The sequence below is a fragment of the Pseudomonas sp. FP453 genome, assembly GCF_030687495.1.
Lineage (GTDB): Bacteria > Pseudomonadota > Gammaproteobacteria > Pseudomonadales > Pseudomonadaceae > Aquipseudomonas.
Window position 1 is genome coordinate 5782953 of the sequence record NZ_CP117435.1, and the last position, 15341, is coordinate 5798293.

Here is a 15341-nt window from a genome sequence, read left to right on the forward strand (position 1 = left end):
GGCAAATTGATTTCACTCACAAAAAATAGCGAATTTAGACACAAACGGCTGCCGCGCTTACTATCCAGAACACCTACTGATAAGAGAACTCGCCATGACAGTCGATTGGGTCTGCAAACATCACACTGACCTGGGCAAGGAGCAGCTGTACGCCATCCTGCGCCTGCGCGGCGAGGTGTTCGTCGTTGAGCAGAAGTGCGTCTATCAAGACATCGACGGGCAGGACCTGGACGGCGACACCCACCACCTGATGGCCTGGCAGGATGACCAGCTGGTGGCCTACCTGCGCCTGCTGGACCCGGAGTCCCAGGGCGGTGACGTGGTGATTGGCCGGGTGATCGTGGCGCCGGTGGCGCGCGGCACCGGGCTGGGGCATCTGATGATGGAAGAGACGCTCAAGCGCATTGAAGATATCTGGCCCGAGACGCCGATCTTTCTGTCGGCCCAGGCGCATTTGCAGGGGTATTACGGGCGGTATGGGTTTGTGGTGGCGGGGGAAGAGTATCTGGAGGATGACATTCCACATATTGGTATGCGGCGGGTTTGAGGGCCTCATCGCAGGCAAGCCAGCTCCCACAGTTTGATTTGTGAACACCGTCCAAATGTGGGAGCTGGCTTGCCTGCGATAGCGCCAGTTCCCTCACCACAAACCTTCAGGGATACCCCAACACCTGCTTCACCGAAGCCAGATTCGCCGCAATCCACCCCCGATCAATCGCCCCCCAGCTGCGAATCCGATACTGCCCCGCATGGTTGCGCGCACCGTCTTCCTGCTCGAACTCACACACGATGTCCAAGTCCGCCAACGCCGCAATCGTGTCCTGCGCCGTGCGCCGGGGCATGCCGGTCACGTCGGTCAGCGCCGGCACGTTGCTGGCCAGGCCGCTGTCGATCAGATACGCCACATACAGGCGGCGGTAGAAGCTGCTCTTGGTCTTGCTCACATCCATGGTCAATCGCCTTGTGCGCTCAGGGTTTGCCTTGCAGGTCGCGATACGTGAGGTACACCCGCAGGTCGAATTCCACCTGATGGTAGCCCGGCATCATGTAGTCGCAGAGTTTATAGAACGCCTTGTTGTGGTCCGATTCCTTGAAGTGCGCCAGCTCGTGTACCACGATCATGCGCAGGAACTCCGGCGCCGCGTCCTTGAACAGCGCGGCAATGCGGATCTCTTTCTTGGATTTGAGATTGCCGCCCTGCACCCGTGAAATCGTGGTGTGCAGGCCGAGGGCGCGGTGGGTCAGGTCGAGGCGGTTATCGAACAGCACTTTGTCGATGGCCGGCGCGTTGCGCAGGTGTTCCTGCTTCAAGGCCAGCGCGTAGGCGTACAGGGCCTTGTCGCTTTGCACGGCGTGGCGCTCGGGGTAACGCTGCTCCAGGTAGGCGCCCAATTGGTCTTTGGCGATCAATTGGCGCACCTGCTCCTGGAGCGCAGCGGGATAGGCCTGGAGGTATTTCAGCGCGGTCATGGGCTCTGCAACAGGGTTCGAATGGCCGCCAGTGTAGCGAATTCAGCCCAGGCGAGGGGGCGTCCAGGCCACGATCTCTTGCGCCATCAACGGCTGCGCCACCCACGGCCCCTGGATAAACGGGCAACCATTGGCCTTGAGCCACTCGGCCTGGGCCTGCGTCGCCACGCCTTCGGCGACCACCAGCACATCAAAATGCCCGCACAGCTCGATGATGCTGCGCGCCATCGCCGCATCCCGTGGCGAACCCGGCAGGCGCGAGACCAGCTGCGGGTCGAGCTTGAGGGTGTCGAAATCCAGGTCCCGCAGATGGGCCAGGGAACAATGGCCCATGCCGAAATCATCCAGGGCGATGCGCACCCCCACCTGGCGCAGCAGCTTGAGCTGCTTGGCGGACTCTTCCAGGTTGCTGGTCAAGCTGTCTTCGCCAATCTCCACCTCCAACTGGCGCCCCTGCAAACCATGGCGCTCCAGCACCTGCTGCAGCTGGGCCGCGAGGTTGGGCATATTGAACTGGTTGCTGCTCAGGCTCACGCTCAGCACCAGCTCAGGATCGAAGGTCGATTGCCACGCCTGGCGCTGGGCCGCGACTTGCAGGTAGATCCAGGCGCTCAACTGGCTGATCAGGCGCGCCTCCTCCAGCAGTGGCAAAAACAGCCCCGGCGGCACATCGCCGACGCTGGGGTGCTGCCAGCGCAACAACGCCTCGACGCCACGCAGGCGCCCATCCTCCACCGACACCTGAGGCTGGTACACCAAGGTGAAATCCTTGTTCTCGATGGCGGTGCGCACACTGTCTTCGAGCATCAGGCGTGAGCGGGCGCGGCCGTTCATTTCCTGGTCGTAATAACGATATTGCTGACGCCCTGCGCGCTTGGCTTCGTACATGGCGATGTCCGCTGCACGCAGCAGGCCACTCAAGTCCGCGCCGCAATCGGGGAAGGTGGCGATGCCGATACTCACTCCAAGCATCACATCCAGGCCTTCGATCTGTTGGCAGATCGATACACGTTCGATGAGTTTTTCTGCAATTTTGGCCGCTTGTTCGGCGAATTCCAGCTCCAGCAACGCGGTGAACTCATCCCCGCCCATGCGCCCCAGGATGTCACCGGAACGCAGGCACGCCTGCATTTGCTCCGACACCCAGCGCAGCACCCGATCCCCCGCATCGTGCCCCAACGAATCATTGACCCGTTTAAAACCGTCGAGGTCCAGGTACAGCAACACCAGCGCGTGGTCGTTACGTTCGCTGCGCAGCAACGTGCTTTCCACGGCCTGATGGAAACCGCGGCGGTTCAGCAGGCCGGTGAGCGGGTCGGTGACGGCTTGAAATTCCAATTGTTGGTGCAGGTGGCGCACTTCGGACATGTCCAGCACCGTCACCACCATGGCCTTCTGCTCGCTGGGCAACGGCGCACTGGAAAGAGCCACCGGCACCTGCTGACCACGGCTGGTACGCAAAATGGCGTCGTGCTGGCGCCAGGTCTCGCCTCTGCAATACGCCTCGTACATCGGGAAGCTCAGCCAGGCGGGCACATGGGGCTTTTGCAGGAAGCTCAGGAAACTCTCGCCCTGCAACTCGGCCATCGTCGCATTCAGCAGCCGCGAAATTGCCGGGTTGGCGTACTGGATCACGCTGCCCTCGCCCACCACCAGGATGCCTTCGGCGGCGTTGTCCAGCACCGACGCATTGAAGGCGCGGGCCGATTCCAGGTCATGGCTCAAGCGCTGCAAGGCCCGGCGATTGCGCTGGTGCTCCAGCAGCGCCTGGACCTTGGGCTTGAGGATATGCGGGTCGAATGGCTTGAACAGGTAGTCGATCGCACCGCTGGCATAACCTTCCAGCACCGCGGCGGGCGATTGGGCGTGCGCCGTGAGGAAAATAATCGGCGTCATGCGTGTGCGCTGGCTGCCGCGCATCAGCCGCGCCACTTCAAACCCGTCCATGCCGGGCATGCGTACGTCGAGCAAAACCAGGTCGACTTCGTGGGCCAGCAGCAATTCCAGCGCTTCCAGCCCGGACGCGGCGGTCATTACCCGCCAGTCTTCACGCTGCAAAAGCGCACGCATGCTGATGAGGTTTTCCGGGTAGTCATCGACCACCAGAAGAACCGAACTGCCATCGCCGTTGTGTGGAGCGCAATCCATGCTACGTCTCTTCCTTAAGGAGCCATTCCGGTCATTTTTGAGAGAAAACCCGGACAAACCCTGAGGGCTCACTCTAGACCCGGTTCCGTTAAAGCAGAAGTGACGTGGATGCCATCATTGACGCAAAGCTCAGGAAGCCGACTAACGGTCAACCCCTACAGGCCACGAATCATGGGAAACATGGCTTTTTGGCATTCCTTTGGCGCCAATAAATCGTCAGAAAATGTTTAACAACCGTAGGACCACCGCCTATAAAGAACCCGTCTGGCCCACGGGCCAAAGCCTTCACCTTCTGTAAAAGGCCTACACCATGATCGATCTTTCCACCTGGAACCTCAGCATCCCAGTCGGCTCGCCACCCGCGACCATCGACACGCCGAAGCTGATGAGCGGCTTCAACGACCAGTACTTCCAGGCCGAAGGCAGCAACGTGCAATTCTGGACGCCAGTGACCGGCACTCGCACGGAAAACGCCATTTACCCACGCAGCGAATTGCGCGAGACCTACGCCGATGGGCGCTTGCGCAACTGGACCTACCCGGATGCGAACAACTTCCTGCGGGCCACGTTGGAGGTCAACCAGGTGCCCTCCTCCGGCAAAGTCGTTATCGGGCAGATTCATGCGTATGACAGCCAGAAGCCACTGATCAAGCTGGAGTATCAATTCAAGGAGAAGACCCAGACCGGCAATATCGTCGCCAAGGTGCGCATGCGCCCGGATGATGGTGAAGGGCGGGTGATAACCGTCGCCTCCAATGTGCCGCTGGAGAAGAGTTTTACCTATGTCATTAATCTGAATAAGGCTGGATTGCTCAGTGTGTATGCCGCTGATGGGCAGTGGAACGAGCGCATTGGTGCGGCGTGGGGCGCCAAGCCGTTGTATTTCAAGGCGGGGGTGTATGTGCAGGACAACAGCGGCAACAGCAAGGAAGGCGCACGGGTGACGTTTGCCAAGCTGGATATTGATCACGACTGAGCATTGCTCACTGTCGTGTAGGCCGCGTCCTAACGAGCCAGCGATCAATCACCTTGTTGAACACGCCAATGATCCCTGTGGGAGCCGGGCTTGCCCGCGATGGCGGCCAATCAGGCAACATCTTCGGTGACTGGCCCACCGCCATCGCGGGCAAGCCCGGCTCCCACAAGGGTTCTGCGTCCTACAGGGCCGTTGCGGTACGCCTGCCTGCGCGAACGCCTCAACGCCGCCCTGGGACACCTCAACCTGATGGCTTGCACCAGCCTGCCTGACTTCGCCGAGCGTGACTTGAATAACGTAGCCAACATTGCACGCATTCTGGTGCAGGACGTGAGCGATGTGTTCCGCGTGATTGAACATCGTGGGTTTGATACACCCGACGCCGCCTGATCAAATCCCGCCCATAAAAAAGCCCGCATTTGCGCGGGCTCTTTGTTCACCACCTACCTCTGATTATCACTCTCTGCATTCAATTAACCGATTGATAAACGCGGAATGCAAACGCGCCTGGATATAGCGAAGGAGTATGGGTAGCTGTCAGATATCACAGGTTACGAAAGGACTGGAGGACGTGAATATGAGCCTGTTGGATTTTTGGGCGCCTACAGACTGCCCCCCATTCACCTCTCGGCGAGATACCGATCATGGCCCTTCACCCATTCAAGCTTTCAACCAACAGCGGCGCAGACACAAACGTCATGAGTACAACTCCCCCCGCTCAGCCCAACGCTGCCCTGCAGGTATGGCACAAAGAGTTTGCGGGTGTGGTTGCAACATGGAGAAACGTCGGTACTGGGTATGCTGATATTTACGGCGCCTTCGGAATATGGCTGCCTATTCCTAACGACGGCGACCTGAGCCAGTGGGCCGTCACTAACGGAGAACACCCCGATACAGCTGCTCCTGCGACCGGGCAAAGCGCGGATCCTGTGATTTCGAAGTTGCTGGGCAATAATTCATCGATATTCGTTGAAGGCACAGGAACGCCCTATACAAGAGTCGATGTGCACGAAGCGGGTACGGGTGTATTCCTGGGCTCTCTCCCAATACGGGCCGACGGGACCTTTTCTGGTGGGATTGGTAATGTCCGACCGGGCTTTATCAATATCGTCGTCAGGTACACAGGTGACAACGGTAGTACTTTTTCGGGATGGAGTAACGCCATGCAGACAGATGCAACCTAGCGCGCCCCCTTAAATGCCCACAAAAAAAGCCCGCATCACTGCGGGCTTTTTTTCAAACAGTAAGGCTCAATTCACCTTAGCGTTCAACTCACCCTTCAAATACCGCTGATACATCGCTTCCAACGAGATCGGCTTGATCTTCGAAGCGTTGCCGGCAGTGCCAAAGGCCTCGTAGCGCGCGATACACACGTCACGCATGGCCGTCACGGTAGCGCCGAAGAATTTGCGCGGATCAAACTCGCTCGGATTGGTAGCCATCAGGCGACGCATCGCACCGGTGGACGCCAGGCGCAGGTCGGTGTCGATGTTGACCTTGCGCACGCCGTGCTTGATGCCTTCGACGATTTCTTCAACCGGTACGCCGTAGGTTTCTTTGATGTCGCCGCCGTACTGGTTGATGATCGCCAGCCATTCCTGCGGTACCGAGGAAGAACCGTGCATCACCAGGTGGGTGTTGGGGATGCGCTTGTGGATTTCCTTGATGCGGTCGATGGCCAGCACGTCGCCGGTAGGCGGCTTGGTGAACTTGTAGGCACCGTGGCTGGTGCCGATGGCGATGGCCAGGGCGTCAACTTGGGTCTTTTTCACGAAGTCAGCAGCTTCTTCCGGGTCGGTCAGCATCTGGCTGTGATCCAGCACGCCTTCGGCGCCAATGCCGTCTTCTTCGCCGGCCATGCCGGTTTCCAGGGAACCCAGGCAGCCCAGCTCGCCTTCAACCGACACGCCGCAGGCGTGGGCCAGGGCGACGGTTTGTTGGGTGACGCGCACATTGTACTCGTAGTCGGTTGGGGTCTTGCCGTCTTCGCCGAGGGAGCCGTCCATCATCACCGAGCTGAAGCCCAGTTGGATGGAGCGCTGGCACACGTCAGGGCTGGTGCCGTGGTCCTGGTGCATGCACACCGGGATGTGCGGGAATTCTTCGATGGCCGCGAGGATCAGGTGACGCAGGAACGGCGCGCCGGCATATTTGCGGGCACCGGCCGAAGCCTGGACGATCACGGGGGAGTCAGTCTTGTCAGCGGCTTCCATGATGGCGCGCATCTGCTCAAGGTTGTTGACGTTAAAGGCTGGGACGCCGTAGCCGAACTCGGCTGCGTGGTCCAGCATTTGACGCATGCTGATAAGTGCCATTGTGTTGTCTCTCCCGGTCGAGGGTCGTTAATCGTGCAAGCCTGCCGTAGCGGCGGCTGCTATTCAAGTTATTGCAGGCCAGGGTTTGCATGCCTGGCTTGCTGAATCGTTATTGCTGATTGGATTCAACCAATCTGAATTTGAAACGGGGTCAATGTGGGAGCTGGCTTGCCTGCGATGGCGGTGTGACAGTTACCGAATTCGTCGGCTGACCCACCGCTATCGCGGGCAAGCCCGCTCCCACATTTGGATCTCATTTGTCTTGAGATCGAGTTCTTATTGGGCCTTGCAGCCACGGCCGATCAAATCATCGGTGGCCACCCAGTAAACCAGGCCTTCCTCACCTTTTGTGTGAAACGCCAATTGGTCGTTGGCGTACAGCACACCCGAGGCGGCCACGTCTTGTTTCAGGCGGTAGACCTGATCGGAACCGCCGAGGCGTACATCCACCTCGGATTTAGCCGCATTGGCAAAGCGCCAGTTGACCTCGGCCTTGCTGTCGCAGGTCCAGGTGGTCCACTTGTCGGCAGTTTCTGCCTTGCTGTTGAACATGTTCATGCTGCTGCAGCCGGCCAACAGGGCCAGGGCTGCCAGGGCGAAAACGCCTTTCATTGCCAATCCTCGTGAGGCGACCCGTGGCCGCCAGTTGATCAGACCCGTCAAGGACAACCCTGTTCCTGACCGTTGGGCGCGGCGTCGTATTTCTCCAGACGCTCGTTGCCGATGCGCTTGTTGATCACCGGCATGGTCTCGGCTTGCCAGTCAGCCTGGTAGCAGCTTTTTTTCGCCTGCGCCCCAGGCGTTCCGGCCTCGGGCGCCGCGTTTGGCGTGCTGCCGCAGCCGGCCAACAGGCCTGCGGCGATCACCAGTGCCAACGACTTGATCATGGGAAGACTCCTTTTCCGCATCACCCGCTTTAGCCTTTGGCTCGGGTTTCCAGCACTTCCACGGCCGGCAACACTTTGCCCTCGACGAATTCGAGGAACGCGCCGCCACCGGTAGAAATGTAGGAGATCTGATCGCTAACGCCATATTTATCGATGGCCGCCAGGGTGTCACCGCCGCCAGCAATGGAGAATGCCGAGCTTTCAGCGATGGCCTTGGCCAGCACCTTGGTGCCGTTGCCGAACTGGTCGAACTCGAACACGCCGACCGGACCGTTCCACAGGATGGTCTGGGAAGCTTTCAGCAGTTCAGCGAAGTTGGCTGCGGTTTGCGGGCCGATGTCCAGGATCATGTCATCGTCGGCCACGTCAGCGATCAGCTTGACGGTAGCGGCGGCGCTTTCGGCGAATTCCTTGGCGACGACCACGTCGACCGGCAATGGCACGCTGACTTTAGCGGCGATGGCGCGGGCGGTGTCCAGCAGGTCCGGCTCGTACAGGGACTTGCCCACCGGGTGACCGGCTGCGGCCAGGAAGGTGTTGGCGATGCCGCCGCCGACGATCAACTGGTTGCAGATCTGGCTCAGGCTGTTGAGCACGTCCAGTTTGGTGGACACCTTGGAACCGGCCACGATAGCGGCCATCGGTTGCGCCGGCGCACCCAGGGCCTTGCCCAGTGCATCCAGTTCAGCCGCCAGCAACGGGCCAGCAGCCGCGACTTTGGCGAACTTAGCCACGCCGTGGGTAGAACCCTCGGCGCGGTGCGCAGTGCCGAAGGCGTCCATCACAAATACGTCGCACAGCGCAGCGTATTGCTGGGCCAGTTCGTCGCTGTTCTTTTTCTCGCCTTTGTTGAAGCGCACGTTTTCGAACAGCACGATATCGCCGGCTTTGACGTCAACGCCGCCCAGGTAGTCAGCCACCAGCGGCACGTCGCGGCCCAGGGCTTTGCTGAGGTAATCGGCTACAGGCTTGAGGCTGTTTTCGGCGGAGAACTCACCTTCGGTCGGACGACCCAGGTGGGAGCAGACCATCACGGCCGCACCTTTTTCCAGGGCCAGCTTGATGGTCGGCAGCGAGGCCAGGATTCGCGCATCGCTGGTGACAACACCGTCCTTGACTGGGACGTTGAGGTCTTCGCGGATCAGTACGCGCTTACCTTGCAGATCGAGGTCGGTCATCTTCAACACGGTCATGGGTCGCAGTTCCTGAATTACTGTTGAGGTTGTTGGGTAGCGATGTGCAGATAGTGGCCTGCAACATCCAGCATGCGGTTGGCAAAGCCCCATTCGTTGTCGAACCAGGCCAGGATGTTCACCAGCCGTGGGCCGGAAACGCGGGTCTGGCTGGCATCGACAATCGCCGAATGCGGGTCATGGTTGAAATCACAACTGGCGTGGGGCAACTCGGTGTAGGCCAAAAGGCCTTTAAGCGGGCCGCTGGTGGCGGCGTCGCGCAGGATCCGGTTGACCTCCGTCGCATCGGTGTCGCTCACGGTCTGCATGGTGATGTCCAGGCAAGACACGTTCACCGTCGGCACCCGTACGGCTTTGGCCTGGATTCGCCCGGCAAGTTCCGGCAGCAGTCGCTCGATGCCCCGCGCCAGGCCGGTAGACACCGGAATCACCGACTGGAACGCCGAGCGCGTGCGGCGCAGGTCTTCGTGGTGGTAGGCGTCGATCACCGGCTGGTCGTTCATCGCCGAGTGAATGGTGGTGATCGACACGTAGTCCAGGCCGATAGCCTGGTCCAGCAGGCGCAACAGCGGCACGCTGCAATTGGTGGTGCAGGACGCGTTGGACACCAGCAGCTCGGTGCCGGTCAGGCAATCCTGGTTGATACCGTAGACGATGGTGGCGTCGACATCCGCCTCGCTGGCCATCGGCTGGGAAAACAGCACACGCGGCGCGCCGGCGTCGAGGAAACGCTGGCCATCGGCACGGGTGTGGTAGACACCGGAACATTCCAGCACCAGGTCGACGCCCAGGGCTTTCCAGTCGATGCCTTCGGGGGTGGCACTGCGCAGGACCTTCACGCAGTTGCCATTAATATGCAGACAGTCGTCTTCGACCCGCACTTCACCGGGGAACCGGCCGTGGGTGGAGTCAAAGCGTGTCAGGTATTCGATGCTGGCCATGTCGGCCAGATCATTGATCGCGACAATTTCAAACCCGGCTGCCGCCCCTCGCTCGAACAGAGCACGCAAGACGCAACGACCAATGCGGCCGTAGCCGTTGAGTGCAACTTTGTAGGGACGCGGTTGGGGCATGGGGTTCTCGATCAAGGTTAGTTCGGTGTTGCGTGCTCTGACGCCATCGCGGGCAAGCCCGCTCCCACACTTGAATGGGTTCACAATTCCAACTGTGTGAACCCGATCCACTGTGGGAGCGGGCTTGCCCGCGATAGCGCCAGTGCAGACAACGCAGACTGACTTAGTCTTCCAGCAGCTCTTCAGCCTGACCCAGGATGTTGTCCAGGGTGAAACCGAACTCTTCGAACAACGCTGGCGCCGGCGCCGACTCACCGTAGGTGGTCATGCCGATCACGCGGCCTTCCAGGCCCACGTACTTGTACCAGTAGTCGGCGTGAGCCGCTTCGATGGCGATACGCGCGCTGACCTGCAACGGCAGAACCGATTGCTTGTAGCCGGCGTCCTGGGCCTCGAACACGCTGGTGCACGGGATGGAAACCACACGAACCTTGCGGCCCTGCTCGGTCAGCTTGTCGTACGCCTGAACGGTCAGGCCCACTTCGGAACCGGTGGAGATCAGGATCAGCTCCGGCTCGCCGTCGCAGTCTTTCAGCACGTAACCGCCACGGGCGATGTCGGCGATCTGTGCGTCGGTACGCACCTGGTGTTGCAGGTTCTGACGGGAGAAGATCAGCGCCGAAGGGCCGTCCTTACGCTCGATGGCGTGCTTCCAGGCCACGGCGGATTCCACCGCGTCGGCTGGGCGCCAGGTGTCCAGGTTCGGCGTGGTACGCAGGCTGGTCAGTTGCTCGACCGGCTGGTGCGTCGGGCCGTCTTCGCCCAGGCCGATGGAGTCGTGGGTGTAGACGTGGATCACGCGCTTCTTCATCAGCGCAGCCATACGTACGGCGTTGCGCGCGTATTCCATGAACATCAGGAAGGTCGCGCCGTAAGGCACCAGGCCGCCGTGCAGGGACACGCCGTTCATGATGGCGCTCATGCCGAACTCACGTACGCCGTAGTACATGTAGTTGCCGCTGGCGTCTTCAGCCGATACGCCTTTGCAGCCTTTCCACAGGGTCAGGTTGGAACCGGCCAGGTCGGCCGAACCACCGAGGATTTCCGGCAGCAACGGGCCGAAGGCGTTCAGGGTGTTCTGGCTGGCTTTACGGCTGGCGATGGTCTCGCCCTTGGCCGCGACTTCGGCGATGTAGGCCGAGGCTTTTTCCGAGAAGTCGGCGGGCAGGTCACCGGCGAGGCGGCGGACCAGCTCGTTGGCCAACTCAGGGAATTCGGCGGAGTAGGCAGCGAAACGCTGGTCCCACTCGGCTTCCACTGCGCGGCCAGCTTCTTTGGCATCCCACTCGGCGTAGATATCAGCCGGGATTTCGAACGGGCCGTGGTTCCACTTCAGCGCAGCACGGGTCAGGGCGATTTCCGCGTCACCCAGTGGGGCGCCGTGGCAGTCTTCCTTGCCTTGCTTGTTCGGCGAACCGAAGCCGATGGTGGTCTTGCAGCAGATCAGGGTCGGCTGCGCGCTCTTGCGCGCGGTGTCGATGGCGGTCTTGATCTCTTCCGGGTCGTGACCGTCGACGTTGCGGATCACCTGCCAGTTGTAGGCTTCGAAACGCTTCGGGGTGTCATCGGTGAACCAGCCTTCGACTTCGCCGTCGATGGAGATGCCGTTGTCATCGTAGAAGGCAATCAGCTTGCCCAGGCCCAGGGTACCGGCCAGGGAAGCGACTTCGTGGGAAATGCCTTCCATCATGCAGCCATCACCCAGGAACACATAGGTGTGGTGATCGACGATGTCGTGGCCAGGGCGGTTGAACTGCGCGCCCAGGACTTTTTCCGCCAGCGCGAAACCCACGGCGTTGGCCAGGCCTTGGCCCAGGGGACCGGTGGTGGTCTCGACGCCTGGGGTGTAGCCGAATTCCGGGTGACCCGGGGTGCGGCTGTGCAGCTGGCGGAAGCTTTTCAGGTCGTCGATGGTGACGTCGTAGCCGGTCAGGTGCAGCAGCGAATAGATCAGCATCGAGCCGTGGCCGTTGGACAGCACGAAGCGGTCACGGTCGGCAAACGATGGATTGGTCGGGTTGTGCTTCAGGTAGTCACGCCAAAGCACCTCGGCGATATCCGCCATGCCCATCGGGGCACCGGGATGGCCGCTGTTGGCTTTTTGCACGGCATCCATGCTGAGGGCACGAATGGCGTTGGCACGCTCACGACGGCTGGGCATCGCTGATCTCCTGGGGGTTTGTATAAAAGAAACGGAAAAAAGGACCGGCATTTTCCCTCAGCCACCGCCTGCGGGCAATGACAGATAGTCACTTGTGCGGTTTTTCCTGTACTTGGGGCGTCATTCCCTTGCAGAAACCGGTCACCCGTTCGTCTAAAGGTTATCGCGGTCGCTTATAACCGCCACTTATCGATCAATATCAAAACTTTTTGATATTGGCCTTGCGGGGATTACCCCCCGTCTCTAGACTGCTGGCCATTATGAATCTACCCGTGCCCTCCCTGCGTCCCGACGACGGCGATGAACTGGCAGCCTTGTGCAAGGCCGCTGGCGACCCGTTGCGCCTGAACGTGCTGCGCGCACTGGCCAACGACTCGTTTGGCGTACTGGAACTGGCGCAGATCTTCGCCATCGGCCAGTCGGGCATGAGCCACCACTTGAAGGTGCTGGCCCAGGCCGACCTGGTGGCCACCCGCCGCGAGGGCAATGCGATTTTCTACCGTCGCGCCCTGCCCCACACCGAACTGCTGGGCGGCAAGCTGCACGCTGCCCTGCTCGACGAAGTGGACAGCCTGGGCCTGCCGGGCGATGTGCAAGCCCGCATCGGCCAGGTCCACGGGCAACGCGCGGCGGCCAGCCAGGACTTTTTCTCACGGGTCGCCGAGAAGTTTCGCGCCCAACAGGATCTGATCGCCGGGTTGGCCCAATACCGCGAAAGCGTACTGGCGCTACTGGACAAGCTGAGCTTCAGTGATGGGGCCACGGCGCTGGAAGTCGGCCCTGGCGATGGCGGTTTCCTGCCGGAGCTGGCGCGACGCTTCCAGCAAGTCACCGCGCTGGACAACAGCCCGGCGATGCTCGAACTGGCGCGCCAGCTGTGCGAGCGCGAAGCGTTGGGCAATGTCACGCTGCAACTGGCCGATGCGCTCAATAGCGCATCGACCAAGGCCGACTGCGTGGTGCTGAACATGGTCTTGCACCATTTCGCCGCCCCCGCCGACGCCCTCAAGCAAATGGCCGGGCTGCTGCACCCCGGCGGTAGCCTGCTGGTTACGGATTTATGCAGCCACAACCAGAATTGGGCCAGGGAGGCCTGCGGTGATCTCTGGTTGGGTTTTGAACAGGACGATCTGGCCCGTTGGGCCACCGCTGCGGGACTCGTTCCCGGGGAAAGCCTCTATGTAGGTTTACGTAATGGTTTCCAGATCCAGGTCCGCCATTTTCAGCGACCGGCTGGCGACACTCACCATCGGTAAATATCAGGAAAACATCGAGATGAGCGAATACTCCCTTTTCACCTCCGAGTCCGTGTCTGAAGGGCATCCGGACAAAATCGCCGACCAGATTTCTGACGCGGTGCTGGACGCCATCATTGCTGAAGACAAGTTCGCCCGTGTGGCGTGCGAGACTCTGGTGAAAACCGGTGTAGCGATCATCGCTGGCGAAGTGACCACCACCGCCTGGGTTGACCTGGAGCAGATCGTCCGTGACGTGATCACCGACATCGGCTACAACAGCTCCGACGTCGGTTTCGACGGCGCCACCTGCGGCGTGATGAACATCATCGGCAAGCAGTCCCCCGACATCAACCAGGGTGTCGACCGCGCCAAGCCTGAAGATCAGGGCGCCGGCGACCAGGGCCTGATGTTCGGCTACGCCAGCAACGAAACCGACGTGCTGATGCCAGCACCGATCACCTTCTCGCACCAGCTGGTACAACGCCAGGCCGAAGCCCGCAAAAGCGGCCTGCTGCCATGGCTGCGTCCGGACGCCAAGTCCCAGGTGACCTGCCGTTACGAAGGCGGCAAAGTCGTCGGTATCGACGCCGTGGTCCTGTCGACCCAGCACAACCCGGACGTGTCCTACGCCGACCTGCGCGAAGGCGTGATGGAGCTGATCGTCAAGCACGTGCTGCCGGCCGAACTGCTGAGCAAGGACACCCAGTTCCACATCAACCCGACTGGCCAGTTCATCATCGGCGGCCCGGTGGGCGACTGCGGCCTGACCGGCCGCAAGATCATCGTCGACAGCTACGGCGGCATGGCCCGTCACGGCGGCGGCGCGTTCTCCGGTAAAGACCCGTCCAAGGTTGACCGTTCGGCCGCCTACGCCGGTCGTTACGTGGCCAAGAACATCGTCGCGGCCGGCCTGGCCGAGCGTTGCGAGATTCAGGTTTCCTACGCGATTGGTGTGGCCCAGCCTACGTCGATCTCACTGAATACCTTCGGCACCGGCAAGATCAGCGACGACAAGATCGTCAAGCTGGTGCGTGAGATCTTCGACCTGCGCCCGTACGCCATCACCACCATGCTCGACCTGCTGCACCCGATGTACCAGGAAACCGCAGCCTACGGCCATTTCGGTCGCACGCCTGCACAGAAGACCGTCGGCGACGACACCTTCACCACGTTCACCTGGGAAAAAACCGACCGCGCCGACGACCTGCGCGTCGCTGCCGGCCTGTAAGCACTCGCGGCATCCAAAACCCTGCCGGGTTCGCCCGGCAGGTTTTTTTATTGCCGGGTGATTCGCGGCGATTGTCACATTTTTTGGATCCAAACCTTGCAGGCCAAATAATGGCCCTCTAGAATCCGCGCCCTCTCGGGCCCTTCACCTTATTTGGATATTGCCTTGCGCCAGCCCGGGATCCACCAGCGCGCAAGCAATCGAACATTGAGGTTTTTCATGCGCATCTCCACGCTCGCCCCTGCTGCCCTTCTGCTCAGCCTGTTCGCCCTGCCAGCTCACGCCGGCACCGACCTGAGCGCACTGGGCGGCGCCCTCAGCTCCCAACTGAGTGGCAAAACCGGCGACTGCCAGCAACACGCCAAAGACTTGCAAGCCAAGATCGATGCCGCCGAAGCCAAGAACGACACGCTGTCGGTCAAGGCCTATAAAGCTGCGCAGGATCAGGTCAGCAAAGGCTGTGACAAACTCGCCGAAGGCCAGGCCAAAGTGGATGCCAAGCAGCAAACCACTGAAGCCAAGGCCGACAAGAACGACGCCGTGAAAGCCCTGGGCGGTCTGTTCAAGTAAGCAGAAACACCCGGTAAAAAGCCCCGCACTGTCGGGGCTTTTTTGTGGGCGTGCGGATCATTTACGCTGGGCGCCCCTTCCG

General features: G+C 60.8%; 16 protein-coding genes. 7 read left to right on the forward strand and 9 right to left on the reverse strand.

All coding sequences use genetic code 11. The annotated features are described in order from the left end of the window. Positions 1-94: 94 nt before the first annotated feature. Positions 95-547: a GNAT family N-acetyltransferase gene (locus tag PSH87_RS26415; protein WP_305431664.1), complete on the forward strand. Its 453-nt coding sequence runs from the start codon at positions 95-97 to the stop codon at positions 545-547. 106 nt (positions 548-653) lie between these two features. On the opposite strand, the gene PSH87_RS26420 is transcribed toward PSH87_RS26415, so the two are convergent. The 3 genes from PSH87_RS26420 to PSH87_RS26430 are packed head-to-tail and all read right to left on the reverse strand — an operon-like array spanning position 654 to position 3618. Next, entirely contained in the window at positions 654-950 is a 297-nt protein-coding gene (locus tag PSH87_RS26420; RefSeq protein ID WP_017735681.1) for a helix-turn-helix domain-containing protein, read from the reverse strand. Between the two features lie 19 nt (positions 951-969). Further along, positions 970-1470 carry a M48 family metallopeptidase gene (locus PSH87_RS26425; RefSeq protein ID WP_017735682.1) on the reverse strand — a complete coding sequence of 167 codons (501 nt, stop codon included), beginning with the start codon at positions 1468-1470 and terminating at the stop codon, positions 970-972. A 42-nt stretch (positions 1471-1512) separates the two neighbouring features. Continuing rightward, the gene (locus PSH87_RS26430) at positions 1513-3618 is read right to left on the reverse strand and encodes a bifunctional diguanylate cyclase/phosphodiesterase (protein WP_017735683.1); all 2106 of its coding nucleotides are present in this window, start codon (positions 3616-3618) and stop codon (positions 1513-1515) included. A 310-nt stretch (positions 3619-3928) separates the two neighbouring features. Between PSH87_RS26430 and PSH87_RS26435 the strand changes: the two genes are divergently transcribed. From PSH87_RS26435 to PSH87_RS26445, 3 genes are all read left to right on the forward strand, one after another. Continuing rightward, the gene (locus PSH87_RS26435; RefSeq protein WP_305431669.1) at positions 3929-4594 is read left to right on the forward strand and encodes a polysaccharide lyase family 7 protein; all 666 of its coding nucleotides are present in this window, start codon (positions 3929-3931) and stop codon (positions 4592-4594) included. Between the two features lie 99 nt (positions 4595-4693). Beyond that, entirely contained in the window at positions 4694-4984 is a 291-nt protein-coding gene (locus tag PSH87_RS26440) for a fructose-bisphosphate aldolase (protein ID WP_370695335.1), read from the forward strand. 254 nt (positions 4985-5238) lie between these two features. Further along, positions 5239-5778, forward strand: coding sequence for a hypothetical protein (locus PSH87_RS26445; RefSeq protein WP_157356487.1), 540 nt, complete (start codon positions 5239-5241; stop codon positions 5776-5778). Between the two features lie 66 nt (positions 5779-5844). Here the strand turns inward: PSH87_RS26445 and fba are convergent, their stop codons facing one another. The 6 genes from fba to tkt form a co-directional block, all read right to left on the reverse strand. Continuing rightward, positions 5845-6909, reverse strand: a complete 1065-nt coding sequence (gene fba / locus PSH87_RS26450; protein WP_017735686.1) for a class II fructose-bisphosphate aldolase — start codon at positions 6907-6909, stop codon at positions 5845-5847. A 276-nt stretch (positions 6910-7185) separates the two neighbouring features. Further along, on the reverse strand, positions 7186-7521 hold the full coding sequence (locus PSH87_RS26455) for an MliC family protein (RefSeq protein ID WP_017735687.1): 336 nt from the start codon (positions 7519-7521) through the stop codon (positions 7186-7188). A 47-nt stretch (positions 7522-7568) separates the two neighbouring features. Then, complete coding sequence (locus tag PSH87_RS26460; RefSeq protein ID WP_017735688.1) at positions 7569-7796, reverse strand: hypothetical protein; 228 nt, start codon at positions 7794-7796, stop codon at positions 7569-7571. A 29-nt stretch (positions 7797-7825) separates the two neighbouring features. Then, a complete protein-coding gene (locus PSH87_RS26465; RefSeq protein WP_017735689.1) occupies positions 7826-8989 on the reverse strand; it encodes a phosphoglycerate kinase in 1164 nt (387 codons plus the stop codon). 17 nt (positions 8990-9006) lie between these two features. After that, positions 9007-10062 carry an erythrose-4-phosphate dehydrogenase gene (epd, locus tag PSH87_RS26470; protein WP_305431673.1) on the reverse strand — a complete coding sequence of 352 codons (1056 nt, stop codon included), beginning with the start codon at positions 10060-10062 and terminating at the stop codon, positions 9007-9009. A 163-nt stretch (positions 10063-10225) separates the two neighbouring features. Further along, the gene (gene tkt / locus PSH87_RS26475; protein WP_305431674.1) at positions 10226-12223 is read right to left on the reverse strand and encodes a transketolase; all 1998 of its coding nucleotides are present in this window, start codon (positions 12221-12223) and stop codon (positions 10226-10228) included. Positions 12224-12483: 260 nt separating this feature from the next. On the opposite strand from tkt, the gene PSH87_RS26480 reads away from it, so the two are divergent. The 3 genes from PSH87_RS26480 to PSH87_RS26490 all read left to right on the forward strand — a co-directional run bounded on the left by PSH87_RS26480 (position 12484) and on the right by PSH87_RS26490 (position 15259). Further along, entirely contained in the window at positions 12484-13479 is a 996-nt protein-coding gene (locus PSH87_RS26480) for a metalloregulator ArsR/SmtB family transcription factor (RefSeq protein ID WP_026136660.1), read from the forward strand. A 19-nt stretch (positions 13480-13498) separates the two neighbouring features. After that, positions 13499-14689 (forward strand): methionine adenosyltransferase, encoded by a 1191-nt coding sequence (metK, locus tag PSH87_RS26485; protein ID WP_017735693.1) that lies wholly within the window; start codon positions 13499-13501, stop codon positions 14687-14689. Between the two features lie 219 nt (positions 14690-14908). Then, positions 14909-15259, forward strand: coding sequence for a hypothetical protein (locus PSH87_RS26490; RefSeq protein ID WP_017735694.1), 351 nt, complete (start codon positions 14909-14911; stop codon positions 15257-15259). The last annotated feature ends 82 nt before the right edge of the window (positions 15260-15341 follow it).